General features: G+C 71.3%; 22 protein-coding genes. 4 read left to right on the top strand and 18 right to left on the bottom strand.

Annotation, left to right across the window (positions count from 1 at the left end):
- Positions 1 to 142: 142 nt before the first annotated feature.
- Together UA75_RS09920 and hisD are read right to left on the bottom strand one after the other, a co-directional pair.
- Positions 143 to 1273 carry a histidinol-phosphate transaminase gene (locus tag UA75_RS09920; RefSeq protein ID WP_075739991.1) on the bottom strand — a complete coding sequence of 377 codons (1131 nt, stop codon included), beginning with the start codon at positions 1271 to 1273 and terminating at the stop codon, positions 143 to 145.
- Entirely contained in the window at positions 1270 to 2592 is a 1323-nt protein-coding gene (gene hisD, locus UA75_RS09915; RefSeq protein WP_075739990.1) for a histidinol dehydrogenase, read from the bottom strand. Before hisD ends, UA75_RS09920 begins: the two co-directional genes overlap by 4 nt.
- 260 nt (positions 2593 to 2852) lie before the next feature.
- Between hisD and UA75_RS09910 the strand changes: the two genes are divergently transcribed.
- On the top strand, positions 2853 to 3032 hold the full coding sequence (locus UA75_RS09910) for a hypothetical protein (protein WP_075739989.1): 180 nt from the start codon (positions 2853 to 2855) through the stop codon (positions 3030 to 3032).
- 59 nt (positions 3033 to 3091) lie between these two features.
- On the opposite strand, the gene UA75_RS09905 is transcribed toward UA75_RS09910, so the two are convergent.
- The 5 genes from UA75_RS09905 to UA75_RS31670 form a co-directional block, all read right to left on the bottom strand.
- Positions 3092 to 4261: a methyltransferase domain-containing protein gene (locus UA75_RS09905; RefSeq protein ID WP_075739988.1), complete on the bottom strand. Its 1170-nt coding sequence runs from the start codon at positions 4259 to 4261 to the stop codon at positions 3092 to 3094.
- Positions 4258 to 5271 (bottom strand): ATP-grasp ribosomal peptide maturase, encoded by a 1014-nt coding sequence (tgmB, locus tag UA75_RS09900; RefSeq protein ID WP_075739987.1) that lies wholly within the window; start codon positions 5269 to 5271, stop codon positions 4258 to 4260. Before tgmB ends, UA75_RS09905 begins: the two co-directional genes overlap by 4 nt.
- The gene (locus tag UA75_RS34420) at positions 5268 to 5423 is read right to left on the bottom strand and encodes a hypothetical protein (protein WP_232237704.1); all 156 of its coding nucleotides are present in this window, start codon (positions 5421 to 5423) and stop codon (positions 5268 to 5270) included. Before UA75_RS34420 ends, tgmB begins: the two co-directional genes overlap by 4 nt.
- A gap of 502 nt (positions 5424 to 5925) precedes the next feature.
- Positions 5926 to 6258, bottom strand: coding sequence for a transcriptional regulator (locus tag UA75_RS09890; protein WP_157434089.1), 333 nt, complete (start codon positions 6256 to 6258; stop codon positions 5926 to 5928).
- Positions 6255 to 6938 carry a hypothetical protein gene (locus UA75_RS31670; RefSeq protein WP_083683073.1) on the bottom strand — a complete coding sequence of 228 codons (684 nt, stop codon included), beginning with the start codon at positions 6936 to 6938 and terminating at the stop codon, positions 6255 to 6257. Before UA75_RS31670 ends, UA75_RS09890 begins: the two co-directional genes overlap by 4 nt.
- Before the next feature lie 741 nt (positions 6939 to 7679).
- Here UA75_RS31670 and UA75_RS09885 point away from each other — a divergent pair.
- The gene (locus UA75_RS09885; RefSeq protein WP_075739986.1) at positions 7680 to 8984 is read left to right on the top strand and encodes a M14 family metallopeptidase; all 1305 of its coding nucleotides are present in this window, start codon (positions 7680 to 7682) and stop codon (positions 8982 to 8984) included.
- Between the two features lie 257 nt (positions 8985 to 9241).
- Here the strand turns inward: UA75_RS09885 and UA75_RS09880 are convergent, their stop codons facing one another.
- The 4 genes from UA75_RS09880 to nadA form a co-directional block, all read right to left on the bottom strand.
- Positions 9242 to 10852 (bottom strand): ABC transporter substrate-binding protein, encoded by a 1611-nt coding sequence (locus UA75_RS09880; protein WP_198042978.1) that lies wholly within the window; start codon positions 10850 to 10852, stop codon positions 9242 to 9244.
- Between the two features lie 320 nt (positions 10853 to 11172).
- Positions 11173 to 12093 (bottom strand): carboxylating nicotinate-nucleotide diphosphorylase, encoded by a 921-nt coding sequence (gene nadC, locus UA75_RS09875; protein ID WP_083683072.1) that lies wholly within the window; start codon positions 12091 to 12093, stop codon positions 11173 to 11175.
- Positions 12090 to 13727 carry an L-aspartate oxidase gene (locus tag UA75_RS09870; RefSeq protein WP_075739985.1) on the bottom strand — a complete coding sequence of 546 codons (1638 nt, stop codon included), beginning with the start codon at positions 13725 to 13727 and terminating at the stop codon, positions 12090 to 12092. The genes nadC and UA75_RS09870 overlap by 4 nt, the downstream gene beginning before the upstream one ends.
- On the bottom strand, positions 13724 to 14767 hold the full coding sequence (gene nadA / locus UA75_RS09865; RefSeq protein ID WP_075739984.1) for a quinolinate synthase NadA: 1044 nt from the start codon (positions 14765 to 14767) through the stop codon (positions 13724 to 13726). Before nadA ends, UA75_RS09870 begins: the two co-directional genes overlap by 4 nt.
- Before the next feature lie 136 nt (positions 14768 to 14903).
- Between nadA and UA75_RS09860 the strand changes: the two genes are divergently transcribed.
- Complete coding sequence (locus UA75_RS09860; protein ID WP_269466413.1) at positions 14904 to 15566, top strand: NUDIX hydrolase; 663 nt, start codon at positions 14904 to 14906, stop codon at positions 15564 to 15566.
- 154 nt (positions 15567 to 15720) lie between these two features.
- Positions 15721 to 17040 (top strand): FAD-dependent oxidoreductase, encoded by a 1320-nt coding sequence (locus UA75_RS09855; protein ID WP_075743624.1) that lies wholly within the window; start codon positions 15721 to 15723, stop codon positions 17038 to 17040.
- 96 nt (positions 17041 to 17136) lie between these two features.
- Here UA75_RS09855 and UA75_RS09850 read toward each other — a convergent pair whose 3' ends face one another.
- The 7 genes from UA75_RS09850 to UA75_RS09820 form a co-directional block, all read right to left on the bottom strand.
- Positions 17137 to 17934: a DUF2567 domain-containing protein gene (locus UA75_RS09850; protein ID WP_232237703.1), complete on the bottom strand. Its 798-nt coding sequence runs from the start codon at positions 17932 to 17934 to the stop codon at positions 17137 to 17139.
- A gap of 19 nt (positions 17935 to 17953) precedes the next feature.
- On the bottom strand, positions 17954 to 18166 hold the full coding sequence (locus tag UA75_RS34415; RefSeq protein WP_075743622.1) for a hypothetical protein: 213 nt from the start codon (positions 18164 to 18166) through the stop codon (positions 17954 to 17956).
- A gap of 12 nt (positions 18167 to 18178) precedes the next feature.
- Positions 18179 to 19165, bottom strand: coding sequence for a biotin synthase BioB (gene bioB / locus UA75_RS09840; RefSeq protein WP_232237825.1), 987 nt, complete (start codon positions 19163 to 19165; stop codon positions 18179 to 18181).
- A gap of 181 nt (positions 19166 to 19346) precedes the next feature.
- The gene (locus tag UA75_RS09835) at positions 19347 to 20003 is read right to left on the bottom strand and encodes a hypothetical protein (protein ID WP_075739981.1); all 657 of its coding nucleotides are present in this window, start codon (positions 20001 to 20003) and stop codon (positions 19347 to 19349) included.
- Positions 20000 to 20731 carry a dethiobiotin synthase gene (gene bioD, locus UA75_RS09830; RefSeq protein ID WP_075739980.1) on the bottom strand — a complete coding sequence of 244 codons (732 nt, stop codon included), beginning with the start codon at positions 20729 to 20731 and terminating at the stop codon, positions 20000 to 20002. The genes UA75_RS09835 and bioD overlap by 4 nt, the downstream gene beginning before the upstream one ends.
- A gap of 121 nt (positions 20732 to 20852) precedes the next feature.
- Entirely contained in the window at positions 20853 to 22145 is a 1293-nt protein-coding gene (locus tag UA75_RS09825) for an adenosylmethionine--8-amino-7-oxononanoate transaminase (protein WP_075743621.1), read from the bottom strand.
- 313 nt (positions 22146 to 22458) lie between these two features.
- Positions 22459 to 23673 (bottom strand): cytochrome P450 family protein, encoded by a 1215-nt coding sequence (locus UA75_RS09820; RefSeq protein ID WP_075743620.1) that lies wholly within the window; start codon positions 23671 to 23673, stop codon positions 22459 to 22461.
- Between the last annotated feature and the right edge of the window lie 481 nt (positions 23674 to 24154).

Below are 24154 nucleotides of genomic sequence, written 5' to 3'. Positions count from 1 at the left end.
GCGTGCGGCAGGCGGGACGGGCCGGAGCCGTCCGCCGCCCCGCTTGGCCGCGCAGGCCGTGAACCCATCCCGCCGCAGATCACCGCACCCGAGATCGCCGAGCCTCGGCGGTCTGGAGCGGTGATCCGGGTGCGGCGGCCGCTCAGCCGATGCCGAAGCGGGCCGCGACGGCCTTGCTCGCCGCAAGGAAGGCGTCGTTCTCGGCCGGGTTGCCCACCGTCATCCGCAGATGGCCGGGGATGCCCGGATCGCGGATGAGCACGTCCTCGTCCAGATAGGCCCGCCAGGCCGTGTCGGGATCGTCGAAGCCGCCGAACAGCAGGAAGTTCGCATCCGAGTGCACCACCGGGAAGCCGATCCCGCGTAGGGCGACGATCACGCGCTCCCGCTCGGCGACCAGCGCGGCCACCGATCCGAGGGTCGCCTCGGCATGCCGTAGGGCCGCCCGCGCGGCGGCCTGCGTCAGCACCGACAGGTGGTAGGGCAGTCGGACGAGCTGGAGCGCGTCGACGACGGCGGGCGCCGCCGCCAGGTAGCCGAGCCTGCCGCCCGCGAAGGCGAAGGCCTTGCTCATGGTGCGGCTGACGATCAGCTTCGTCGGGAACTCGGCCAGCAGGCGCACCCCGCTCGGGGCAGGCGAGAACTCGCCGTAGGCCTCGTCGAGCACCAGGATGCCCGGCGCGGCCGCCGCCAGCAGCCGCAGATCATCCAAGGGCACGGCCTGCCCGGTGGGGTTGTTGGGGCTGGTCACGAACACGATGTCGGGGCGGTGCTCCTCGATCGCCCGCACGGCGGCCGTCGCGTCCAGCGAGAAGTCCTCGCGTCGGGGCGCGGCCACCCACTCGGTTCGAGTGCCCGCGGCGATGATCGGGTGCATGGAGTAGGAGGGCGCGAATCCCAGCGCGGTGCGACCGGGCCCGCCGAAGGTTTGCATGATCTGCTGGAGGACCTCGTTGGACCCGTTGGCCGCCCAGAGGTTCGCCTCGGACAGCCCGACGCCGGTCGCACCGCCGAGGTATCCGGCCAGGTCGGCACGCAGGGCGAGCGCGTCCCGGTCCGGATAGCGATGCAGGTTCTCGGCGACCAGCCGGATCGACTCGGTGACGTCGGCGACCAGCCCCGGCGGCGGCGGGAAGGGGTTCTCGTTGGTGTTCAGCCGGACGGCGACGTCGAGCTGCGGGGCGCCGTACGGGCTTCTGCCGCGCAGGTCCTCCCGCAGCGGCAGCGCGGCGAGGTCGACCTCGGCGCCGGGAATCGAGGACGGCGTGGTCATCCGCGCCCCTCAATCCGCACCGCGACGGCCTGACCGTGGGCGGGCAGCCCCTCGGCCTCGGCCAGCGCGATCACCTGGTCCGCGACCTCCCGCAGCGCTGTCTCGTCGTATTCGACGACGTGGATGCCGCGCAGGAAGTTCTGCACGGACAGCCCGCCGGAGTGCCGGGCGCAGCCGCCGGTGGGCAGCACGTGGTTGGAGCCCGCGCAGTAGTCGCCCAGCGAGACCGGCGAGTAGGCGCCGACGAACACGGCGCCCGCGTTGCGCACCCTGGCCGCCACCGCCGAGGCCTGCGCGGTCTGCACCTCCAGGTGCTCGGCGGCGTAGGCGTCCACCACCCGGAGACCGGCGTCGAGGTCGTCGACGAGGACGCAGCCGGACTGCCTGCCCGCCAGCGCCTCGCGGACGCGCTCGACGTGACGGGTCGCGGGCACCTGCACGGCCAGTTCGGCGTCCACCGCGTCGGCCAGCGTGGTCGAGTCGGTGACCAGGACGCTCGCGGCCAGCGTGTCGTGCTCGGCCTGGCTGATCAGGTCGGCCGCGACGTGCACGGGGTCGGCGGTGTCGTCGGCGAGGATCGCGATCTCGGTGGGGCCCGCCTCGGCGTCGATGCCCACCAGACCGCGCAGCAGCCGCTTGGCGCCGGTGACGTAGATGTTGCCGGGGCCGGTGACGAGGTCGACCGGGTCCAGCTCCCGACCGTCGGTGTCCCGGCCGCCGTAGGCCAGCAGCGCGACGGCCTGAGCGCCGCCGACGGCCCACACCTCGTCGACGCCGAGCAGCGCGCAGGCCGCCAGGATCGTCGGGTGCGGAAGGCCGCCGTGCTCGGACTGCGCCGGGGAGCAGACCACCAGCGAGTCGACGCCCGCCTCCTGAGCGGGCACCACGTTCATCACCACGCTGGAGGGATAGACGGCCAGGCCGCCGGGCACGTACAGCCCGACCCGGCCCACCGGCACCCAGCGTTCGGTGACGGTGCCGCCCGGCGCCAGCGTGGTGGTCACGTCGGTGCGCCGCTGATCGGCGTGCACCAGTCGCGACCGACGGATGGTCTCCTCCAATGCCGACCGCACGCGCGGGTCCAGCTCCGCCAGGGCCTTCTCGAGCCGCTCGGCGGGCACGGTGATCTTCTCCGGCCGAACGCCGTCGAACCGCTCGGTGAACTCCAGTGCGGCATCGACGCCCCGGGTTCTGACCGCCTCGACGATCGGCCGCACCCGATGCAGCACCGCGTCCACGTCCACCTCGGCACGCGGCAGGACCGCGCGCAGTTCGGCGGGACTCGGGACTCGACCACGCAGGTCGGTACGGGACAGCATCAGGCTCCTCTGATTCCTCGACGAGGCACGAATCGGCCGGACCCAGCGTAGCCGGCGGGCAGCCTGCGCGACGCCAGACCCGCCGTGAGCCGCGGCGAACCGGCGGGAGGGCTGATCACCGCGCCGGATCACCAGACCTGGCAGCACGACGGGACCACCCCGTACCCGCCTGGTCCTCCACCCGCGCGGCACTCGCTCGCACCCGGACGACGCCGCGTCACCACGATCGACCGCGGCAGCCGGGGGGTCGCGCAGGATCGGTGATCGACGTCGTGGCCCGATTCCACCGAGCCAACGCCCTGCTCACCCAAGCACGCGGGCCCACCATCCAGGCCGACGCCGCCATCGCGGACGGCGCAGGCGTCTTCACCGCCGACGCCCACGGCCCGACGCAGCCGGAGGTTCATCGGATCAACCAGCAGGCCGCCCGGGTCCGCTGAGGAAGTCCGCGCCTCCCACGCACTGCTCGGCAACGCAGAGGTGATCTGACTTCCTCCGGTCACGAACGCACCGGCCAGGTGTGCTCGCTGTCGGGCTGGTCGAGCCAGAGGGTCTGCCGGTCAGGGGTGACGGTGAGTCCGAATCGTCCCCAGCCGGGTTCACCGAGGTCAAGCCATTGCCGGTGGCTGTCTTCGAGGATGGACCACAGCCTGCGGGGGCCGCCTTCGGCGACGGCGTGCCCGTGGTCGGTGGCGGTGAGGGTGATCTCGGCCCAGGAGCCGTCCGAGGTGGCGATCCAGACCGCAGTGGGCGGCCGGGTGGTGTCCGGGCCGGTGTAACCATGGGCGATGCCGGGGCCGAGGACGAACGAGGCGAGGAACCACACGACCAGGTTGTTCCACGGGACGCGGGGATCGAGCCGGGCGGCGCGCTGTCGGGCATCGGAGTGGTCCCGGCGCACGCGTACCTGGTCGGGGGCGGCACCTGCCTGGTGGCGCAGGTCCATGAACGCCGCGTAGACAGGATCGAAGCGCCCTTCAGCGCGCTCCGAAGCGATGCGGGTGAGCCGGACGAGGCTGCCCGCGCCGACAGCGGTCTTCAGGTCGATGAGGATCACGCCGCCGACGCGGGTCTGCTCCACCCAGGCCCAGGGCACAGCAGAGACCGCGCAGGTGGCGATGATCGCGTCGAACGGGGCGTGCTCGGGCAGCCCTGCCGTGCCGTCGCCTGCGACCAGCGTCGGGTGGCAGCCCAGTTCGGCCAGACGATCGCGAGCCAGTTCGACGAGATCGGGCTCGACGTCGACGGAGAACACGCGGTCGTCGCCGAGCCGGTGCGACATCAGGGCGGCGTTGTAACCCGTGCCGGTGCCGATCTCCAGGACTCGCTGTCCATCGCGCAGATTCAGCGATTCCAGCATGCGGACCATCAGGCCCGGCTGGGTGGCCGAGGAGCGGATCACGGTGCCTGCGCCGATGTTCTCGACCGCTGTCAACAGCACGGTGTTGGAGTAGACAGCGGCCAGCCCGGTCTCGCAGGCAGTGTCGATGCGCACCCACCCGTCGGGAGTGTGCTGGTAATAGGCGGGCACGAGGTGGTGGCGGGGCACGGCGGCGACCGCAGCTCGCCACTCGGGCGCGGTGAGTTTGCCTGCGGCCTTCAGTTCGTCGGCAAGCCGCGCCGCATGCGGCTGCCAGTCCACGACTTCGGAGCTGACGCGGCTGGTCACCAGGACGTTCCCTCGGTGAGCAGGTCGGCCAGGGCGGCACTGATCGGCGCCCCGGTTCGCGATTCCAGCCAGCCATACTGCCCGGAGCCGTTGGATTCCAGGAACCAGGCGCGGCCGTCGGTGTCGAACGCGAAATCGACTGCCGCGTAGGCCAGTCCGAGGATGTCCATGTAGGCGCGCAAGCCCCGCTCGATGTCCAACGGGGTGTCCACCAGTTCGTAGGTGAGCGCGCCGTAATCGGCCCGCCAGTCCACCCGTGCCGCGGCGGAGTGGGCGTGGATCAGGATGGTGAACATCCGTCGGCCGATCACGATCACGCGAGCCTCGTGGCTCTTGTCCACCCAACGTTGGACCTGTGTCGCCGTAGAGGCGACCGATCGCAGGTCGGCCAAGTCAGCGTCCGTGAGACGGTGGGTGTAGGCGACCTTGAGTCGGCCGCCCTCGGTCACCGCGTTGGACCCGAACGACTTACACACCACTCCGGACTTACTGCTTTCTGCGCCGTCGTCAGTGTTGGCGGCGGCAAAGGCGGTCACGGCGGCCGGGTCGTTGGTGACCAGGGTCGCAGGCACGCGCAGTCCACCCGCGGCGGCGGTGGCGAGTTGCACCGGCTTGAACATCGCATCCACCGCCCGGTTCGGGTTGTTCACCCACAGCACGCCGGGCAGGGCTGCAAGCACTCCGCCGAACCCGAGGCGGGCCTCGCGATGGGCATAGGCGCGTTCGACGTCGGTGAGTGAGTCGGGAAACCGGAACGCAGCCGGGTCGCGGTACCAGACCGCGGTGATCGCTTCCAGATCGACGCGGCGGTGTTCGGTGACCAGCGCACCAGTCCACCGTCCGGTGGCGTCAAGACCGGCGTCGAGCACAAGCCTGTTGGGAAACCAGCTCGTGTCAGCACGGAACACCGCCACACCCCGTTCGGTCAACTCACAGACGACCGCGTCGACCGGGGCGTCGGTCTCTTGGGCAAACACCACCACTGTCGGGGCGGTTGTCTGGGAGGTCACTCCTCCTCCCAGTCGTAATGCTCCTCCGGTCCTTCGTCTCCGTCGCTGGACGCCTTGGTCTTCCAGTCCTTGCCCATCGTCTCGATCAACGGCCTGCCGTGCAGGTCGACGGCGATTTGCAAGTCGGCGCTGTAGCGCGAATCCGGCTGCACCGGGGGCGGCACCGGGCGGAGATGGCGCAACCCAGCGGGCGGGTGTCGACCGGTCCCGGTCGGTCGGCCGTCGCCGGGCGGCGCACCAGATATCGCAGACCAGCCGACGACAACGGCGTGTCCTCGGCCGCCAGCACCGCGTCGGTGACGGAAATGGTGTTGGAGGGGCCAATGAGCATCAGCAGGCTCCTTGCTCAGTGCAGGAATCACTGGACCAGCGCGACAGGAGCGGTCGGGGGCGGAACCGTCACGCCGTGCACTTCCCGACGTGATGACGAGAACTCCGGCACAGCACACCGGACCGCACCTCTGCGGACGCCTGAACCGAGAGTAGTCAGAAGATCACAAACAGTCGAGACCGTTCCACTGCCCGAACATGATCGGCACAGCACGCCCGCATCCCGCACGGCTGTCTGGCAGCCGACTAGCAGGGCGCCAGGCTGCGACACGGGTGCGAACCCGGCCCCTCACCGACCCTGCGGCAAGCATCTGGGGTACCGGTTCACGGCTCTTCGGCCGGCTTCCAGTCCCGGACCTCGTCACGCAGTCTGTCCAGTCGACGCCAGTACTCGGTGACGGCGTCGAGGCCGGTCTCGGTCAGCCGCGCGCTGGTATGGGCCTTCTTGCCGAGGAACCGCTTGTCGATCTCGACGACCCCCGCCGCCTCCAGCTTCGCCAGATGCGCGGAGAGGTTGCCCTTGGACAGCCCCGTAAGCCGCTGAAGATAGCGGAAGTCCGCAGCCGCACAGGCCGACAGCGCAGTGGCGATGGCGAGCCGCGCGGGTTCGTGCAACAGCCGATCCAGGCCGGCGATCTCCTCGAACGGCTCGGTCACGTCGCATCCGATCCGCCAGGCCCGGCCGCCTGCCTGCGCGCGACTGTGGACGCGGGCGGTCCGACGAGAGAGCGATGCAGTGTCCGATGCGTGGCGATGCCGATGACGATCAGCAGTGCGGTGAGCACTCCCACTCCGGCGCCGTCGACGGAGAACGGATGACGGCCGTCGCCGCCGACGAGCAGACCGAACGGGAGCAGACTCAGCACCACCACCGCGACGCCGAACCACACGAGAAAGCGGGACAACGCGCGGATACGCCTGCCCGTGATCACCGTCGCGACGCCCAGGATCACCCCGAACCAGGACACCACGTGAGCGCCGGAGTCGAGCGGCCAGTTTCCGGTCACCGACAGGATCGCGATCAACCCGTAGACGCCGAGCAGCCCAAGCCCGAACACTGCTGCTGAACGGGCGAAACGAGCGAATTGTCCGCTATGACGCAGGGTCCCGTATGTCCGGCCGTACCAGCGTCCGATCCACCACGTCCCGACCGTCGCCGCCACGACCGACGCCGACCACATCCACCGGTTCACCCCCGCCACGCCTGCCTCCCACGCCCACCACACCAGCAGCGGCGCGACCCAGGGCAACATCCGATAGCCCTGTAAGCCCTGGAACTCCCTCGTCACCAGCCGCGCTCGTTCCGCGATTCCGGCGCGATCCGCCTGACTCGACATTCCCGCATACCTTCCAGATCATCAACTGGTTTGTATCGTAAACCAGATTGCGACACAGCCGCAAGGAGCGGCCCGCGCCTGCGCGCACGCAGCCCGATCAGCAGCGCCTGCGGCGCCTTCGCCCTCGGCGCGAGACGCTCCGCTCTGCTGCACCCGTCACCTATGCGGTTCAGGACGTCGGGACTCCGTATCGCGACGCAGGCGGGCAGTGAGCGCCGGCAGGCCGCCATCGTGGGCCGCATCCCGTGAGAACGTGCCGCCCCGGACGCCGAGGACTCCCTCCGGACGGCTCCGACAGGCACGGACCCGCCGAGCCACGGCGTGCTCCGGGGGCCGACACGGCCCGGTCACCCGGCGACGATGCGGGCCGGACTCGAGAAACGCCCACATCGGACACCGGAGTCGGGCAGACCGGTTGTCACGGCTACGTGTTGTGTCCATCGACCTTGTCAGGAATCTCCGCGCGGAACACGATCGAGAAGCCGTCTCCCACCGTGCTCTCTCGAACACCGTCCGTGCCCGTGGTGACTCGTCGCCGTACCCATTGGCGACTCCGTCGCCGTGACCATCGACCCGACTCCGTCGCGCCGTGACGCCTGCGACCGCCATCGCCGCGATCCGCTCCCGACCAGCCGACGAGGCCCCCTCGTCCGAGCCTGCCACCACCGCGAACAGCCGCCCCGCGCCCACCCGCCGCGCGGGGTTCTCCGCTGACGACACCCCCTGTGAACCGGAGGCCCCATGTCCCGCTTCAGACGCGTGCCCACGGCCCTCGCCGTCGGCATCTGCCTCGCCGTCTCGCTCGCCTCACCGGCGGCGGGCACTGATCAGCGCAGCACGAATCACGTCGAGCAGGCCACCCCGGCAGGCGTGTATCTCGTCGAGGACACCGACACCCGTGCACTGCGGACCCAGGTCGCCAACCTCGGCGTGGACGTCCTGACCGCCGACGACACGAGTATGACCGTCGTCGCCGACGCCGAGCAGCTCACGGGCCTGCGGGCCACCGGGCGTCCGCTGACCTTCCTCGCGGAGCGCGAGGCGTACTTCGGCGGCGCCCCCGAGGAGGCCCCCGACGGCCCGTCGATCAACGCCTTCCCCAACGGCTACCAGGACTATCACGACTTCGCCGAGCTGACGTCGGCCCTGCAGCGGGCGGCGGCCGACCATCCCGGACTGGCCGCGCTCAGCACCATCGGCACCTCCGTAGAGGGCCGGAACCTCTGGCTGATGAGCATCACCCGAGCACCTGCCGGATCGCCCGAGGTGCTGTTCACCTGTCAGCAGCACGCCCGGGAACACCTCACCCGCGAGATGTGCCTGCGCATCGTGAACCGCTTCACCGATGGTTACGGCAGCGACCCCGCAGTGACCCGGCTGGTGGACTCCCGGATCATCCGGGTGATCCCGTCGGTGAATCCCGACGGCGCCGAGTACGACCACGCGACAGGCAGCTTCCGGGGCTGGCGGAAGAACCGGCAGGGACAGGGCACCGACCTCAACCGCAACTGGGGACACCAGTGGGGCTGCTGCGGCGGCTCCAGCAGTTCGCCGAGCAGCGACACCTACCGGGGAACCGGCGCCTTCTCGGCGATCGAGACCCAGCGCGTCCGGAACTACGTGGCCTCCCGCGTCGTCGGGGGCGAGCAGCGGATCACCGCCCACATCGACTTTCACACCTACTCGGAGCTGATCCTCTGGCCGTACGGCTACACCTACTCCGACACCGGGCCCGGCCTGAGCGCCCAGGACGCGGCGGCGTTCCGCGCACTGGGCACGCAGATGGCCCAGACCAACGGGTACACGCCGCAGCAGTCCAGTGATCTCTACATCACCGACGGGAGCATCAACGACTGGATGTGGGCCGCGCACGGGATCTACAGCTACACCTTCGAGATGTATCCCCGCAGCGGCGGCCTGAACGGCTTCTACCCGATCGACGACGTCATCGGCCGGGAGACGGCCCGCAACGACGCGGCGGTCGATCTACTGCTGTCCTATGCCGACTGCGTGCCTCGCGTGATCGGCGCAAGCTGCGGGGTCTAAGACCGTCGTCGTGGCGTAGCGACCGCGACGAATCGGCACCGATCGGATACGTGACCGACTGCGGCGTCCCCGTTGCTCCCTGGCGGGGACGCCGCAGTCCGTGCCCGGCCCTGGTGCCGACGGTGCGACACACCCCGGCAGCCCTGTGCACGGCGCACCCGACGCACCGCGCGGGACGACTGCGGGCGGCCCGCCTGCCGACGACACCCGATGTCGAGGTCACAGACCAGCACCATCCGGCAGCGGTGCCCCGCGCCTCAGTCCACCGTCCAGCGGTGCAGGTTCCACCAGGGTCCCCAGGTGAGCCCGTGCTCCTCGGGCTCGATGACGGCCTCGTATCCCTCCCAGCCCGCGCGCTGGAGATAGGCGTGGTCCAGGAACGCCAGGTAGACCAGGCCGGGGTCGTCCAGATAGGCGCGCTGAGCCTCCCAGTAGTAGACGGTCCGACGCGCCGGGTCGGCGACCTCGCGCGCCGCGTCGAGCACCGTGTCGACCCTCGGGTTGTGGTAGCGGCCGGGGTTGGCCGTCATCTCGGCGGACGCCGTGGAGTGCAGGGCGTCGTAGAAGTGGAGGTCGGGGTCCAGCTGGCGACCACCGCTGATCACGACGGCGTGTTCGGCGGCCTGGTCGGCGAGGTCGGCCTCGGCGAGCCCGAGCGTCTCGACCTCGATGCCCACCTCGGCCGCGTCGGCGGCGAAGACCTCGGCAAGCCTGGCGTCCAGGGTGTTCTGCTCGGCGTAGAGCAGCGTGAATCGCGCGGGCTGGTCGTCGCGCTCCCGGACGCCGTCCTCACCGGGCGCCCAGCCGCCGGTGGTGAGTAGTCGCCCGGCCTGGAGCCGGTCGACGGTGAACTCGGCCGCTGGCTCGCGAAGACCCGGCAGCGCGGGGCTCGCCGGGGTCGAGGCCGGGGCGCCGAGACCGCCGAGCACGTCCTCGACCAGCTGTTCCCGGTCCACCGCGAGGTTGAGTGCCATGCGGATCGAGGGGTCGCCGGTGACCGGGCCGTCGGACGGCAGGCTCACCGCTCGATGGTCGACGCTCTCGTGTCGCAGGAGGTCGTAGTCCTCGGCTGCCGGGGTGACCGCCGGGTCGCGCAGTCGTTCGGGATCACCTGCGGGGAGCACCACGCCGTCTGGTCCGCCCGAGGCGAGGAACTCGGCCTGTTCGGCGGCGTCGGCGGCGAAGACGACGCGGACCTGCTCGACCTCCGGCGTGCCCCGCCAGTGGTCTTCGTCGGCCGTCCAGGTCATCTCCTCGCCCCGCGTCCAGTCGGTCAGCCGGTAGGGCCCGGTCCCGATCGGCTCGGTGGCCAGCGGTGAGTCCCCGACCGGCTGCGGGTCCGCCAGCGACTCGCTCGGCAGGACGCCGAGAGTGAGCAGCGCGGCGAACGGGGTGTAGGGCTGGTCCAGCTCGAAGCGGACGGTCTCCTCGTCGACGGCGGTCACCGCGTCGATCACCGAGTACTCCTCCGCGATCGGCGATTCGACCGCCGGGTCGAGCACCGCCTGATAGGTCGCGACGACGTCCTCCGGGCCGAAGTCGCTGCCGTCGTGGAAGGTCACCCCCGGCCGGAGCCGCACCGTCCAGGCGAGCCCGTCCTCGTCGGGCTCGGGCATCTCGGTCGCCAGCGCGGGCCGCAGCTCCAGCCGTGCGTCGGGGGCGAGGAGTCCGTCATAGAACTTGGCGGCGCCGCCGCTGCCGAATCCTGCCAACGGATGCAGGGTCTCGGGCTCGTCCACAGTGGACAGAACCAGCGGGGCGGTCGCGTCGGCGGAGTTCCGATTCGGCGACAGCGGGCTGGTACAGGCGGCGGAGAACAACGCGACGGTCAGCACGCAGACCGACAGCCGATGGCGGGGAGTGGGCACAGATCACCCTAGAAAGCACGGCGATCGTCGGGCAACCGGGCCTGGTTCCGTGCTTGCCCCGTCGCCCCGGCCGGGGCACGAACGGTGCCGGCGCGGACGCCGCGACTGCCCGAGACCACGTCGGCCCCGGTCGGCGCCCCGGCACGGCGAGAACCGCGTTGAGCCGCCCGATCGGCGCACCGCCGGTGACCGAGGGACCGGCGACGACGCCCCGCCCGCACAGGCCCCGCGCACCGACGAACGTCCTGGCGCCGGACGACGCCGGTCACGACGGCGTCCGGCACCCGTCGCCAGGCGCTGGACGCCCGACGCCGTGTCGATCAGATCAGATCCAGCCCGAGGTCCAGCGCGGGCGCCGAGTGGGTGAGCCCGCCCACCGCCAGGTAGTCCACCCCGGTGACGGCGTACTCCCTGGCGACGTCCAGGGTGAGCCCGCCGGAGGCCTCCAGCCGGGTGCCGGTGCCTGCCGCGTCCCGGCGCCGGACGGCCTCGGCGCACTGCTGCGGGCTGAAGTTGTCCAGCAGCACCAGTTCCGCGCGGTCGGCCAGGACGGCGTCGAGTTCCGTCAGCGTGGTCACCTCGACCTCGTAGGGCAGGTCCGGGGCGTGGGCACGGACGGCGGCCAGGGCCGAGGTGACCGAGCCCGCCGCGACCACGTGGTTGTCCTTGATCAGGGCGGCGTCTCCGAGACCCATCCGATGGTTGGCCCCGTCTCCGCAGCGCACCGCGTACTTCTCCAGGTGCCGCAGCCCCGGCGTGGTCTTGCGGCTGTCCCGGATGACGCAGTTGGTGCCTGCGACCTCGGCCACCCAGGCCGAGGTGAGGGTGGCGACGCCGGAGAGATGGCAGAGAAGGTTCAACGCCGTGCGCTCGGCGGTCAACAGTCCGCGCACCGACGCCTTGACCCGCAGCGCGGCCTGGCCGGGCACCACCCGGTCTCCGTCGGAGAGTTCCGTCTGCACCTCGACGCGATCGGGTCCCAGCACGGTGTCCAGCACAGCGAGGAAGACCGGAATGCCCGCGACGGTGCCCGCCCGCCGCGCCGCCACGTCGGCGACCGCGACCGCGTCGGCGGGGACAGTGGCCGAGGTGGTCACGTCCGGCCCGTATCTGAGGTCCTCCTCCAAGGCGGTGAGCACCACCCGCCGCACCTCTGCCGGGTCGAGCGAGGCGGCCTCCAGTTCCCCGAGCACGGTCGAGGAGAACTCGGCCGGGACGAACTCTGCGAAACGCGAACTCATGCGACACCCTTCAGGCTGATCGGATCGACGAGGATCGGCAGGCCTGCCACGTCCAGGCGGGCGGGCAGGCTCCGCAGCCAGCGCCGATCGTCGCGTTCGGGATGATCATGGCGCACGTGGCAGCCGCGCGACTCCGTGCGGCGGGTCGCGGCGAGCAGCAGCAGCCGAGCCACCAGGGCGAGCGCCGCATCGGCCACCAGCTCCGGCGTCCGCAACGGGCGCACGACGGAACAGGCGTCCAGCGTGGCCGCCGCCTCGACCAGCCCGGCGTCGTCGCGGCCGATGGCGGCATGTCTGCTCATGGCCCGCTGGAGCACCGGCCGGTCGGCCACCGCCTCGGCGGGCAGCACGGCGTCGACCGAGCCGGTAGGGCCGCCCAGCAGGCAGGCCGCCAGATCGGCGGCCACCGCCTCGGCCACCGTCCGCCCGGTCACCAGGCCTTCCAACAGGCTGTTCGACGCCAGTCGATTCGCCCCGTGCAGGCCGGTCCTGGCCACCTCGCCGACCGCGTAGAGGCCGACGACGCCGGTACGGCCTGCCGTCGAGGCCACGATGCCGCCACAGGCGAAGTGCGCGGCGGGCGCGACCGGTATCGGGTCGACCGCCGGATCGACGCCCGCCGCCTGAGCGGCCGCGAACACCGTGGGGAATCGTCGTCGGAAGGCCGGACCGGCCAGGTGGGTCGCGTCGAGGAAGACGTGGTCGTCGACGCCGCCGGGGGCCTCGGCGAGCCTGCGGGTGATCGCGGCCGACACGACGTCGCGGGGTGCGAGGTCGGCCATCGGATGCACTCCGGTCATCACCCGGCTGCCCGAGGCGTCGATCAGCACGGCGCCCTCGCCCCGGACGGCCTCGGTGATCAGCGGTCGCCGTCCTCGGGCGGCCGGGCCGGTGTAGAGGACGGTGGGGTGGAACTGGACGAACTCCAGATCCGACACCACCGCGCCCGCCCGCAGGGCCAGTGCCAGGCCGTCGCCGGTGGCGCCGTCGGGGTTGGAGGTGGCCTGGTACAGCTGGCCCACTCCGCCGGTCGCGAGCACCACCGCCGGGGCCCGCAGCAGACCGATCGCCCCGTCGGGGTCGAGCACGAGCAGGCCCGCCACCGCCCCGGTCGGGGTGCGCAGCGTCTCCACTGCGACGTGGTGTTCCAGGATGGCGAGCCCGCCGTCGCGGCCTGCGGCGAGCAGCGCGCGGGAGACCTCGGCGCCGGTCGCGTCACCGCCCGCGTGGATCACCCGGAAGGCGCTGTGCCCGCCTTCCCTGGTCCTGGCGAGCCCGCTGCCGTCCGCCGCCGCGTCGAAGCGCGCCCCCAGCGCGATCAGATCGGTCACGGCAGCGGGGCCCGCGCCGATGACGCCGCGCACCGCGGACTCGTTACAGAGGCCTGCCCCCGCCGCCGTGGTGTCGGTGACGTGCCGGTCCACCGAGTCGACGGCCGCCGCCTCCGACGTCCGGTCGTCGAGCACGACGGCCACGCCGCCCTGCGCCCACCGGGTGTTGCCGTCCTCGGCCGCCCCCTTGGTGACCACCAGGACCCGCAGGCCCAGCCGCTGGGCGTGCAGCGCGGCGGTCAGCCCGGCCACCCCGGTGCCGACCACGAGCACATCCGCGTCGGCTTCCCATCGGATGGTCATTCGCCGCCGCCCGGCCTGCCGATCTCGATCATCCGACGCACGGCGCTGCGTGCCTGACTCGCGGTGTCGGGATCGACATGGACTTCGTCGAGCCCTTCCCGCAGGCACCGCAGCAACGCGGCGGGCGTGATCATCTTCATGTAGCGGCAGGACGCCCGGTCGTTGACGGCTCGGAAGTCGACGTCCGGTGCGGCCTGCCGTAACTGGTGCAGCATCCCGACCTCGGTGGCCACCAGGACCGAGGCGGCCGAGGTCGCCCGCGCGGCGTCGAGCATGCCGCCGGTGGAGAGGATTCTGACCTTCTCGGCGGGCACCGCGCCCTCGCCCGCCAGGTAGAGCGCGGAGGTCGCGCAGCCGCACTCCGGGTGGATGAACAACTCGGCCTCGGGGGCGGCAGCGGCCCGTTCGGCCAGCTCGGCACCGTTGATGCCCGCGTGGACGTGGCATTCGCCCGCCCAGATGTGCAGGTTCTTCCGGCCGGTCTCGCGCTGCACGTGGGCGCCGAGGAACTGGTCCGGCAGGAACAGGACCTCCCGGTCGGCCGGGATGGAGCGGACCACGTCGACGGCGTTGGACGACGTGCAGCAGATGTCGGTCTCGGCCTTCACCGCGGCGGTGGTGTTGACGTAGGAGACGACGACCGCGCCGGGGTGCTCGGCCTTCCACTCGCGAAGCTGCTCGGCGGTGATCGAGTCCGCCAGCGAGCAGCCCGCGCGCGCGTCGGGGATCAGGACCCGCTTCTCCGGGCTGAGGATCTTGGCGGTCTCGGCCATGAAGTGGACGCCGCAGAAGATGATGGTGGCGGCGGTGCTCTCGGCGGCGATCCTGCTCAGCGCCAGCGAGTCGCCGGTGTGGTGGGCGACGTCCTGGATCTCGGGAAGCTGGTAGTTGTGCGCCAGCACCACGGCGTCCTGCTCGGCTGCCAGTCGCAGGACCTCCTCCCGCCAGGCCTGATCGGCCGCGACCCCGTCGAAGGGCGTGAGGTCGATGCCGGGTTCTGCCGCCACGTCCTGTCGGGCGGCCGTGCTGCTCGCAGTCATCCTGATCCTCCTGACCCGACCACGGATCGGGGTCGGTTTGACTACCCAGAGTTTTCGCCCAGCGAGCGAAAACCACCCGGATAGTATCAGCCGGGTGAGCACTACCGGGCACGAGGTATTGGCGGCAGTACTCGGAGTGCGAGGTCTCGGGCCGGACAGATCACTTCAGGTGCTGCTGTGGCAGCGCGGCATGGCACCCCAGGCGGGCCGCTGGTCCCTGCCCGGCGGGCGGCTCGGCCCCGACGAGGACGTCGAGGCCTCGATCCGCCGTCAGCTCGCCGAGAAGGTCGACGTCCGCAGGCTCTCCCACGTCGAACAGCTCGCGGTCTTCAGCGCGCCGGACCGTGTCCCCGGCCCTCGGACGGTGGCCACCGCCTTCCTCGGGCTCGCGCCCTGTGACGTCGACCCCGAGGTCCCCGAGGACACCCGCTGGTATCCCGTCGACCAGCTCCCCGACACCGCCTTCGACCACGAGGCGATCGTGCTGCGGGCCCGCAACCGGCTGCGGGCGAAGCTGTCCTACACCAACCTCGGGTTCGCCCTCGCCCCGCCGGAGTTCAGCATCTCGACACTGTGCGGGATCTACTCCGTGGCGCTCGGCTATCGGGTCTCGCCCACCAACCTCCAGCGGGTCCTCACCCGGCGCGGCCTGTTGGAGCCCACCGGGCACACCTCGCCCTCCGGACCCGCAGGCGGCAGGCCCGCAGCGCTCTTCCGGTTCACCGGCCACGGCATCCAAGTCACGGACCCGTTCGCGGTGCTCCGGCCGCCGCCGCCGGGCACGGCACCGCGCAGGTGATCAGAGCCACAGTCCCCCGGGCGGAAGGGACCGCTTAGGCCGGGCTAACCTCTACCTAACGACAGGGTGCACCCCCTGGACGTGGACGTATCGCCAATCCAAGCGTGATGACCACTGAGGAGAGTCCATGAGTCGCCCGCTGCGGGTAGCGGTGATCGGCGCGGGTCCGGCCGGAATCTACGCGGCCGACATCCTGACCAAGTCCGAGCAGCCGGTGAGCATCGACATCTTCGAGCGTCTGCCCGCCCCCTACGGCCTGGTCCGCTACGGCGTCGCCCCGGATCACCCCCGGATCAAGCAGATCATCCACGCACTGCGCCGCGTGCTGGAGAAGCCCGAAGTGCGGTTCATCGGCAACGTCGACTACGGCGTGGACGTCAAGCTCGACGAACTGCGGGAGCACTACGACGCGGTGATCTTCTCCACGGGTGCCACGGCGGACCGCGCCCTGGACATCCCCGGCGTCGAGAAGACCGGCTGCCACGGCGCCGCCGACTTCGTCTCCTGGTACGACGGGCACCCCGACGTCCCGCGCGAGTGGCCCCTGACGGCGCGCAGCGTCGCCGTGATCGGCGCAGGCAACGTCGCGCTGGACGTGGCACGGGTGCTCGCCAAGACCGCGGACGAGCTGCTCACCACCGAGATCCCGGACAACGTCTATCAGGGCCTGGCCGCCAGCCCGGTCACCGACGTCCACGTCTTCGGCAGGCGCGGCCCCGCCCAGGCCAAGTTCACCCCGCTCGAACTACGCGAGCTGGACCACTCCCCGAACGTCGAGGTCATCGTCTACCCCGAGGACATCGAGTTCGACGAGGGCAGCATGGCGGCGATCCGGGAGAGCAACCAGGTCAAGACGATCGTCAAGGTCCTCCAGGACTGGGCGATGCGTGAGCCCGGCAGCAGGCCGCGCCGACTGCACCTGCACTTCCTGCACCGCCCCGTCGAGGTCACCGGCACGACGGAGGTCGAGGGCCTGCGCACCGAGCGGATGGAGCTCGACGGCACCGGCAACGTCACGGGCACCGGCGAGTTCCACGACTGGGACGTGCAGGCGGTGTACCGGGCGGTCGGCTACCTCAGCTCGCCGCTGCCCGAGGTGCCCTTCGATCACGCCACCGGCACCGTGCCGCACCAGGCCGGTCGGGTGCTCGACCTCGACGAGGAGCACATCCCCGGCGTCTACGTCACCGGCTGGATCAAGCGCGGCCCGGTCGGCCTGATCGGCCACACCAAGGGCGACGCGCTGGAGACGATCAACAGCCTGCTCGCCGACGTCGACGGCGCGGAGCTGGGCGATCGCCCCGAGCCCGAGGCGATCCTGCGGTTCCTGGCCGATCGCGGCGTGCCCTTCACCGACTGGACCGGCTGGACCAGGCTGGACGAGCATGAGATCGGCCTCGGTGTCGCGGGCGGCCGGGAACGGATCAAGGTCGTCGATCGCACCGAGATGCTGTCGGTCAGCCGCAGCGACTGACTCGGACGAGAACGAACGAAGGCCGGGCCCCCGATCGGGGGCCCGGCCTTCCTCGTCTGTCCGGTCTCGCAGGCGGCGCCCCGATCGATCCTTCGCTCAGGAGAGCCTGCGGCCCAGATCGTCCTCGCCGTTCCAGGCCGTGGCCAGCCCATAGGCCAGCGCCGCGCCGAGCGGCTGGGCGACCATCGCCCACGGCGAGTCGAGACCGGGCGCGCGGACCAGCGTCATCCCGGCGCTGATCTGATCACCGAGCGGATGAGCCGAGGCCGCGAAGGACAGTCCGGTGCGCATCGCGAGCCAGGCGGCCAGCACCGAGCCGCCCACGACGGCGAGTGCGGTCAGGGGCCCGCGTCGCTGCCGAAGCAGCCAGCACGCCATGCCGGTCAGGACGCCCAGTGCCGCGCCGAGCAGCACGAACACCGCGATGGCGTCGAACCGGTGGTAGCTCTCCATCGAGAGCGGGATCAGTGCGCCGTCGGAGAGCACCCGCACCTGCATCGGCGGCGCCAGCACCGACCACAGCCAGCCGAGCGGCAGTCCGAGAAGCCCGATGACGGACAGTGTGCTCAACGCGGGCAGCACGTCGGCGGCGGCGAAGGCGGGCGGGACTCGACGACCGACCGCCGGGGCGCCGAACTCTCCCGCCGAGTGCTCGTCGGCCCCATCGGAGCCGAACTCGCCCGTGTCGAACCCGCCGGTGTCGAAGCCCCCTGCACCGGACTCGTCGGTCCGGAACCCGTCGGCCCTGGTCGCCGCCGCCACGCCGGAGCCGTCCCTCGTCGGGACGGCACCCGGCGGTTGCGAGGCGGGCACTCCCCCGGTGGGGATGCTCCCGGCGGGCATCCCCGCCGCGCCCATCGGCTCCTGCCCCACATCGGCCTCCATGCCACTCATGTCCGCGCCGAACGCCGTCTCAGCCGACGCCGGCGTCCCGGCTCGGGGCGTGCAGCTCGCCGTGCACACTGCACCGGGCGCTCCACCCCGCCGGGGTCACCTGCACAACCATACGGCGGGCGCAGTGTGCGCAGAATCGCGGTGGATCAACGATCCGACGCCGGGCGCAGCCGTTCGCGTGCGGAGTCGATCGAGCCGCCCCGCACCAGCCGCAGAAGTCGTCTTCAGCCATCACCCGCTCCGCTCACAACGTCCGGTTCAGTGCCTTGACCGGCATGCGCAGCTCGTCGAGCATCTCCAGATCCTGCTCGGCGGGCCTGCCGAGATTGGTCAGGTAGTTGCCGACGATGATCGCGTTGATCCCGCCGAGCATCCCCTGCTTGGCGCCGAGATCGCCGAAGGTCAGCTCCCGCCCGCCCGCGAAACGCAGGATCGTGCGCGGCAGGGCCAGCCGGAAGGCCGCCACCGTGCGCAGCGCCTCGGCGCCCTCGACCACCGGGTAGTCCTCGAAGGGGGTGCCGGGGTTGGGGATGAGGAAGTTCAGCGGCACCTCGTCGGGGTCCAGCTCGCCGAGCTGGGCGGCGAACTCGGCCCGCTGCGCCACGGTCTCGCCCATGCCGATGATCCCGCCGCAGCAGACCTCCATCCCGGCCGCACCGACCATCCGCAGCGTCTCCCACCGCTCCTCCCAGGTGTGCGTGGTGACGACCTCGGGGAAGTGGGACCGGGCGGTCTCCAGGTTGTGGTTGTACCGGTGCACACCCATCTCGACCAGCCGGTCCACCTGTTCCTGGGTGAGCATGCCCAGCGAACAGGCGATGTTGATCTCGGCCGTGTCGGGCTCCGCGCGGATGGCCTCGATGCCCGCCTGCACCTGGGCGAGCAGCCGGTCGTCCGGCCCGCGCACGGCGGCGACGATGCAGAACTCGGTCGCTCCGGTGACCACCGTCTGGCGGGCGGCCGCCACCAGACCCGGAATGTCGAGCTGCACGGCACGGACCGGCGAGAGGAAACGACCCGACTGCGAGCAGAAGTGACAGTCCTCCGGGCAGCCGCCGGTCTTGAGGCTGACGATGCCCTCGACCTCCACCTCGGGACCGCACCACTTCATCCGCACCTCGTGGGCGAGTTCGAGCAGCTTCTCGATCCGGTCGTCCGGCAGCCGCAGCACGGCCTCGATCTGGGCCTGGTCCAGCCCTCGGCCCTGCACGAGGACCTGCTCCCTGGCCATGGTGAGGATGTCGGTCTGATCGGACGTCACTGTCACAGTGGACTCCCTTGATTCAGGTATGCCGAGCCACGATGCCGGCAGGCGGGCGATCGACGCATTGTCACGGTGCGCCCGAATCCGCAGCGCGACACTGTCGACGACCGCCAGAAGATCGTCACAGGTCCGTTCGTCCTCCGCGAGATCAGTGCGCCGGACGGTCGCCGTCCGGTTGATCGCGGGGTGCCGGGCCGTCAGAAGGCGGCGACGGACGCGGCATCGCCGGTCCGCCGGGGCTCGCCGGATCTCCGTCGACGATCATCGCACCCGCGCCGCCGTCCGTCCCAGGACGTGCCGGTGCCTGCGCCGCCGACCCGGCGGGAGAGTCGGGCGAGTTCTCGTCCAGCCCGCCGCGCACCGAGGCGACGAAGCGGTGCGCCTTGCCGAGTCCGAAGGCGATGATCGTCACCAACAGCCAGCTCAGCACAAGCAGCCAGCCGACGACCTCCACCAGCACGCGGATCACCCCGGTTCCCTCGCCCGCATAGGCACCGCCGAGGAGCAGCAGGCCCGGCGCCAGGAGCAGCAGAGCGGCGGTGAGGGCACAGCCCGCCTTCGTCCGGCCGGACCCGAGATTCAGCGAGGTGCCCGCCGTGGCGAAGGCGGCGACAAACAGCAGCGCGGCGCCGCAGGCGGACACGAGGCGTCCGAATCCCTCGGCGGTGACGGCCTGCCAGAGCAGCAGCGAGGCGACCGTGACGAAGACGGCGGTGAGCCACAGCCCGCAGCCGGTCTGATTCCCTCGGCCTGCGGGCCCGGCTCGGCCCGCTCCGCGCTGCCCTCGCGAGTTCCCCGCGCTCATCGCGTGGCTCCCACACTGTCAGTGCGGATCGTCACCGCCGGATCGTCGGCCAGCCCGCCCAGTTCGGGACTCAGCCAGCCGGGTGCTCTGGCGCGGAACTCCTCCGACGAGAGACGACCGATGCCCGCGGGCAGCACACCCAGCAGCGGAGCGCCTGCGACCTCGGGAAGATCGAGGAGATTGTGCTCGGCCGCCAGATCCGGGAGGTCCGGCCACTCGCCGATCACCACGCCGAGACAGGTGAGGCCTCTGGCGCGCAGGGCCTCGACGGTCAGGGCCGTGTCGTTGAGGGTCCCCAGTCCCGCCCGGACGACGACCAGGACCGGAGCGTCCAACGCCGTGGCCGCGCAGGCGAGAGTGCTGCCCGCCGCGTCGAACCGGACCAGGAGCCCGCCCGCGCCCTCGACCAGGACCCGGTCGTGATCACGACTCAGCTCCCGCGCCGCAGCGGCGATCTCCGCCGAGCCGACGCCGGACCGCCCCACCCGCGCCGCCGCCGTCGCCGGGGCGAGCGGATCGGGATAGCGGGCCAGTTCTCTCGTCGTCACGGGGCCTGCGAGTCTGCGGACGTCGTCGACATCGCCCGACTCTCCTCGTCGCACGCCGGTCTGGGCGGGTTTGAGGACGGCCGTGGTGCGACCCGCGCCGAGGGCGCAGGCGGCCACTGCGGCAGTGACGACGGTCTTGCCCACACCGGTTCCGGTTCCGGTGATCACGAGGACACCCATCTGCCGAGCCTAGAGGCAGCGGAGTGCGCCTCTCGACGAGGCGGTTCGCCCGCGTCGCGATCGACGGCGCAGCAGGCACCCTAGGAGGCTGCCGGCAGGGTCTGCCTGCCGTCCGCGCCGGTCAGAGCGTGGCGGCGATCTCGGTCATCGCGGCGGTGACGGCGGCGAGGTCGTCGTCACCGATGACGTAGGGCGGCATCGTGTAGACCAGCTCGCCGAAGGGGCGCAGCCAGACACCGTGCCGGGCGGCGACCGTCCGCGCGGCGACCATGTCCACCTGATGGTCGAGCTGGATCGCGCCGATCGCGCCCAGGACCCGCACGCCGCGCACCGAGGGCAGGTCGCGGGCCGGGGCCAGGCCGCAGGCGAGTCCGCTCTCGATACGTCGGACCGCTCGTCGCCAGTCGTCGCCCGCCAGCAGGTCGAGAGACGCCCCCGCCGCCGCGCAGGCCAGCGGATTGCCCATGAACGTCGGCCCGTGGGCGAGTACCGGCTGCTCCCCCCTGGAGATGCCGTCGGCCACCCGCTCGGTGCACAGGGTCGCGGCCAGGGACAGGTATCCGCCGGTCAGGGCCTTGCCGACGCACATGACGTCGGGGCTGATCCCCGCATGGTCCGCAGCGAACAGCTCCCCGGTGCGGCCGAAGCCGGTGGCGATCTCGTCGAAGATCAGCAGCACGTCGTTGGCCAGGGTCAGCTCCCGCAGGACGTGCAGATACCGGGGGTCGTGGAATCGCATCCCGCCCGCGTTCTGCACGACCGGCTCGACGATCACCGCGGCGAGTTCGTCGGCGTGCTCCTCGATCTCGCGGGCCAGCAGCGCGACGTAGTCGTGGTCGACGCCGACGTCGAAGCCCGGCGGCGGCGCCGGGACGAAGACCTGTTCCGGCAGCACCCCTCGCCACAGCGAATGCATGCCGCCGTCGGGGTCGCAGACGCTCATCGGGTGGAAGGTGTCACCGTGATAGCCGCCTCGCCAGGTGAGCAGGCGACGCTTCGCCGGCCTGCCGACCGAACGCCAGTACTGGAGGCACATCTTGATCGCCACCTCCACCGACACCGACCCGGAGTCGGAGAGGAAGACGTGGCGCAGCGGAGCCGGGGTGATCTCCACGAGGCGGGCGCACAGCGCGACGGCCGGCTCATGGGTGAGGCCGCCGAACATGACGTGGCTCATCCGGCCGAGCTGGTCGGTGATCGCCGCGTCGAGCACGGGATTGCGGTAGCCGTGGATCGCCGACCACCAGGAGGACATGCCGTCGATCAGCTCGTCCCGGCCCTCGATCGGCTCCGCGGTCCGCAGTCGGACCCCGGACGCCGACTCCACGACGAGCGGATCGACCACACCGGGCATCGGGCCGTAGGGGTGCCAGACGTGGGCACGGTCCAGTTCGATCAGCCGGGCGGAATCCACGTCCGGGAGCTTAAGGCCCGTTCGGCCGGTGCAGGCGAAGACCCGAGCGGGCGTACGGGATGCGGCCGCCTCGGGCGCTCGCGACGGTCCGGAGCCCGCGACCGAGGCGGATCTGCGGGCCGAGTCCGGCGCCTGCCCGGCGGTCGAGGCGTCGCCGGGGTCGGGACCCGACAGCGGCGGTGCTGCGCACCTCGGAGCGGCCGAGGTCCGCCGCCGCCGGGCGGCGGCCCGCCCCTCGGCGGCCGGGGCTCGTCCGGTCGCCGAGGAGGACGCGAAGGCCGCCGGGGACGGCCAGAGGCCAGGCACCACCGGATCAGGCCGCGAGCCGCACCGGCAGCCGCTCCACGCCTCGGATGAGCGTGCTGTGGCGCCACTGCAGCGCCTCGGGCTCGCCTGCCAGGCTCAGGTCCGGGAATCGAGCGAGCAGCCTGCCGAAGGCGATCTCGCCTTCCAGCCTCGCCAACGCCGCACCGAGGCAGTAGTGGATTCCGTGTCCGAATGCGAGGTGACTCTCGGGCTTCCTGGTGATGTCGAACCGATCGGGGTCGTCGAAACGGCTCGCGTCGCGGTTCGCCGACAGCAGTGAGACGAGCACCGGCTCCCCGGCCGCCACCGAGGCACCGTGCAGAGTCAGGTCCGTGGTGGCCCAGCGCAGCGTCGCGAGATGGATGGGCCCGTCGAAACGCAGGAACTCCTCGACCGCACCCGGGAGCAGGCCGGGGTCGGCCGTCAGGGCGGCGAGCTGCTCGGGATGCCGTAGCAGGGCGAGCACGCCGTTGCTGATCAGGCTCACGGTCGTCTCGTGTCCCGCCAACAGCAGGACGAAGACCATGCTCACCAGTTCCTGCTCGGAGAGTCGGTCGTCGTCGTCCCTGGCCTGGATCAGCGCGGTGAGCAGGTCGTCGCCGGGATCGTCTCGCTTGGTCGCGATGAGTCGCATCAGGTACGCGGCCATGCTCGCCGACACGGGACCGGCCTCGGCGGAGTCGACGTCGAGCAGGTACTTGGACCACTGGCGGAAGTCGTCACGATCCTCGTCGGGAACCCCGAGGAACTCGCAGATGACCGTCATCGGCAGCGGAAAGGCGAACGCGTCGAGCAGGTCCACCTCGGTGTGGTTCGCCATCTCGTCCAGCAGCTCGTCGGCGATCTGCTCGATACGCGGACGCAGCGCCTCGACCCGACGGGAGGTGAAGGCCTTGGTCACGAGCTTGCGCAGTCTGGTGTGCTCAGGGGGGTCCACCGTGATCAGGTTGGCCGCCAGGTCGTCGGAGAAGTCGTCGTCGAGCTGCTGGAGTCCCTGCTCGGCCATCCCGCCGGCGGGCGGTGCCTTCTGGAGCGCCGGGTCGGCCAGCGCGGCACGAGCCTCGTCATAACGGGTGATGACCCAGGCCTTCATCCCATCGGGCATCTGCATCTTCCGTACCGGACCGTCGGCACGGAGTACGCGGTAAGCCTGATGCGGGTCGCTCAGCACCACCTTCTCGAAATCATCGATCTGCTCAGTAGACGACGGCGACAGGGACATGAACACTCCACGGCGGGGGAATCGGCGCAATTCCGGACGACTCCAGTGAACATGCGTAACAGAGTGCCGAGAAACAAGCCTTGAGCCGAACGGGCGGCGACGTACCTGGTGAGCGAGGCCGGACATTCCTCGGCATCCACCGGATCGAAGTCATTCAGGTCGGCATTCGCTGCCCGATCACACCGGGGATTCGGGTGACGATCAGGCAGCCTCCGCTCCCTCGCAACGGGTGGCCCGGCGAGCCGACGGGATGACGCCGCTACGCCGAGACCCATCCAGACCGGCCGAACGAGCGACGAGCAGGCGGACCTCCGGCGAACGACGTGCCCCGAGCACGAGAGCCGCAGCGCGACCGCGCTCGGACTCGCGCTCGGAGAAGGTTCCGCCTGATCGACCAGCCCGGCGCCACCGCCGAACCGCTCCACGACGCCCGAACACCGCCGCCCGGGCGAGGGCTGCCCTCGCCGCAGCCCGTGGCGTC

It is taken from the genome of Actinoalloteichus sp. GBA129-24 (genome assembly GCF_001941645.1).
In the GTDB taxonomy this organism is placed as follows: Bacteria; Actinomycetota; Actinomycetes; order Mycobacteriales; family Pseudonocardiaceae; genus Actinoalloteichus_A; species Actinoalloteichus_A fjordicus.
This window is presented reverse-complemented; position numbering and strand designations above follow the sequence as displayed.

Excerpts from the sequence above, each read along its gene's own strand:
- UA75_RS09920 (WP_075739991.1), bottom strand. The coding sequence starts at position 1,273 with ATGACCACGCCGTCCTCGATTCCCGGCGCCGAGGTCGACCTCGCCGCG.
- hisD (WP_075739990.1), bottom strand. The coding sequence starts at position 2,592 with ATGCTGTCCCGTACCGACCTGCGTGGTCGAGTCCCGAGTCCCGCCGAA.
- UA75_RS31670 (WP_083683073.1), bottom strand. The coding sequence starts at position 6,938 with ATGTCGAGTCAGGCGGATCGCGCCGGAATCGCGGAACGAGCGCGGCTG.
- UA75_RS09885 (WP_075739986.1), top strand. The coding sequence starts at position 7,680 with ATGTCCCGCTTCAGACGCGTGCCCACGGCCCTCGCCGTCGGCATCTGC.
- nadC (WP_083683072.1), bottom strand. The coding sequence starts at position 12,093 with ATGAGTTCGCGTTTCGCAGAGTTCGTCCCGGCCGAGTTCTCCTCGACC.
- UA75_RS09870 (WP_075739985.1), bottom strand. The coding sequence starts at position 13,727 with ATGACCATCCGATGGGAAGCCGACGCGGATGTGCTCGTGGTCGGCACC.
- nadA (WP_075739984.1), bottom strand. The coding sequence starts at position 14,767 with ATGACTGCGAGCAGCACGGCCGCCCGACAGGACGTGGCGGCAGAACCC.
- UA75_RS09850 (WP_232237703.1), bottom strand. The coding sequence starts at position 17,934 with ATGAGTGGCATGGAGGCCGATGTGGGGCAGGAGCCGATGGGCGCGGCG.
- UA75_RS34415 (WP_075743622.1), bottom strand. The coding sequence starts at position 18,166 with ATGGCTGAAGACGACTTCTGCGGCTGGTGCGGGGCGGCTCGATCGACT.
- bioB (WP_232237825.1), bottom strand. The coding sequence starts at position 19,165 with ATGGCCAGGGAGCAGGTCCTCGTGCAGGGCCGAGGGCTGGACCAGGCC.
- UA75_RS09835 (WP_075739981.1), bottom strand. The coding sequence starts at position 20,003 with ATGAGCGCGGGGAACTCGCGAGGGCAGCGCGGAGCGGGCCGAGCCGGG.
- bioD (WP_075739980.1), bottom strand. The coding sequence starts at position 20,731 with ATGGGTGTCCTCGTGATCACCGGAACCGGAACCGGTGTGGGCAAGACC.
- UA75_RS09820 (WP_075743620.1), bottom strand. The coding sequence starts at position 23,673 with ATGTCCCTGTCGCCGTCGTCTACTGAGCAGATCGATGATTTCGAGAAG.